2 protein-coding genes, 1 tRNA gene and 1 pseudogene are annotated in these 2,024 nt (G+C 61.0%); all 4 read left to right on the forward strand.

From position 1 onward, the window contains the following. Positions 1 to 285 (forward strand): annotated as a pseudogene (gene ipk / locus QZ609_RS26660) (4-(cytidine 5'-diphospho)-2-C-methyl-D-erythritol kinase); the annotation flags it as partial. A 50-nt stretch (positions 286 to 335) separates the two neighbouring features. Next, a tRNA-Gln gene (locus QZ609_RS26665) sits at positions 336 to 412 on the forward strand. A gap of 83 nt (positions 413 to 495) precedes the next feature. Further along, positions 496 to 1,446 (forward strand): ribose-phosphate pyrophosphokinase, encoded by a 951-nt coding sequence (locus tag QZ609_RS26670; protein WP_295501582.1) that lies wholly within the window; start codon positions 496 to 498, stop codon positions 1,444 to 1,446. Positions 1,447 to 1,598: 152 nt separating this feature from the next. Continuing rightward, positions 1,599 to 2,024 (forward strand): 50S ribosomal protein L25/general stress protein Ctc (locus QZ609_RS26675; protein WP_295501585.1); only part of this gene is annotated, 426 nt, incomplete at its 3' end.

The following is a 2,024-nucleotide window of genomic DNA, read 5'->3' on the forward strand; positions in this document are numbered from 1 at the left end:
CTCACCATAATTACGGACTTTCCTGCCCGTCAAAATGTTTTCGCTTACGGTCGCAACGATCTGCAAGCGGTGGCGGAAAGGAAATACGGCGAAATCGCCCGAGCACTTGCCTGGCTGCGTCAGTTCAGCACCCTGGCAAGAATGACCGGATCCGGCGCCTGCGTGTTCGCTCCGTTCGAGAACGTTGAGCATGCGCAAGCGGTGGCGGATCAGGTGCCTTCCGAGTGGGAAGGTCGGTGTGCGGCAGGTCTGACGCATCACCCGCTGGCGAGGTTTGCGGTATAAGGTTTGCAGCTTTTGCTTCTGCAATGGAAGCAAGGGCCGATCGGTTGTGTAGGGGAGTCGCCAAGTTGGTCAAGGCACCGGATTTTGATTCCGGCATGCGAGGGTTCGAGTCCTTCCTCCCCTGCCATTTTCTTCCTAGTGTTTCCAGCAAAGGCCCGGTTGGCGCATCAGCCAACCGGCGCGTCTGAAGTCGATAAAACAGGTGCCCCGATGAGCAGCGAAGGCTTGATGGTCTTTACCGGCAATGCCAACCCGAAACTCGCCGAAGCTGTCGTCAAGCACCTAGGCATCCCGCTCGGCAAGGCCCTCGTCGGCCGCTTCTCCGATGGTGAAGTCCAGGTCGAGATCCAGGAGAACGTGCGCGGCAAGCACGTGTTCATCCTGCAATCCACCTGCGCCCCGACCAACGACAACCTGATGGAACTGATGGTGATGGTCGATGCGCTCAAGCGCGCATCTGCCCGCCGCATCACGGCCGCCATCCCCTACTTCGGCTATGCCCGCCAGGACCGCCGCCCGCGTTCGGCGCGCGTGGCCATCTCGGCCAAGGTCGTGGCCAACATGCTGGAAGTCGCCGGCGTCGAGCGCGTGCTGACGATGGACCTCCACGCAGACCAGATCCAGGGCTTCTTCGACATCCCGGTCGACAACATCTACGCGTCGCCCGTCCTGCTCGAAGACCTGCGCAAGAAGAACTACGAGAACCTGCTGGTGGTGTCGCCGGACGTCGGCGGCGTGGTGCGCGCACGCGCACTCGCCAAGCAGCTCAATACGGACCTGGCCATCATCGACAAGCGTCGCCCGAAAGCCAACGTGGCCGAGGTGATGAACATCATCGGTGAAGTCGAAGGCCGCAACTGCGTGATCATGGACGACATGATCGACACCGGCGGCACGCTGTGCAAGGCCGCCCAGGTGCTCAAGGAGCGCGGCGCCCTGCAGGTGTTCTCGTACTGCACGCACCCGGTGCTGTCGGGTGGCGCGGCCGCCCGCATTGCGGATTCCATGCTCGACGAAGTGGTCGTGACCGACACGATCCCGCTGCGTGACGACGCCCTCAAGTGCGGCAAGATCCGCCAGCTGTCGACGGCGCCGCTGCTGGCCGACACCTTCACCCGCATCGTCAAGGGCGAATCGATCATGGAGTTGTTTGCCGAATGAATCGGCAAGTCACAGGCTTCCTGTTATAATTCAAGGCTTTACTGCAGAAAACGTCGATTAGACGGCTCTTCTGCGGTGTTTGCGGGGCGCAATGTTGCGCCCCGTTCACCAGACGGCTTGGTCGCGAGTCGTCTTTTTCGTTTGGAGCAATCATGAAAGTTGTCGCTTTCGAGCGTAGCGTTCAGGGCACTGGTGCGAGCCGCCGCCTGCGCAATGCCGGCAAGACCCCGGCCATCATTTACGGTGGCGGTGCCGAGCCGAAGATGATCGAACTCGATCACAACGCGCTGTACCACGCGCTGAAGAAGGAAGCCTTCCACTCGTCGATCCTCGACATCGAAGTGGCTGGCAAGGTGGAAAAGGCGCTGCTGCGCGATTTCCAACTGCACCCGTTCAAGCAGCTGGTCCTGCACGTTGACTTCCAACGCGTGTCGGCCACGGAAAAGATCCACGTCAAGGTGCCGCTGCACTTCCTGAACCAGGAAAATGCCCCGGGCGTGAAGCTGGGCCATGGCATCGTCAACCACATCCTGAACGACGTCGAAGTGTCGTGCCTGCCGGCCGACCTGCCGGAGTTC

It is taken from the genome of uncultured Ralstonia sp. (assembly GCA_913056305.1).
Lineage (GTDB): Bacteria > Pseudomonadota > Gammaproteobacteria > Burkholderiales > Burkholderiaceae > Ralstonia.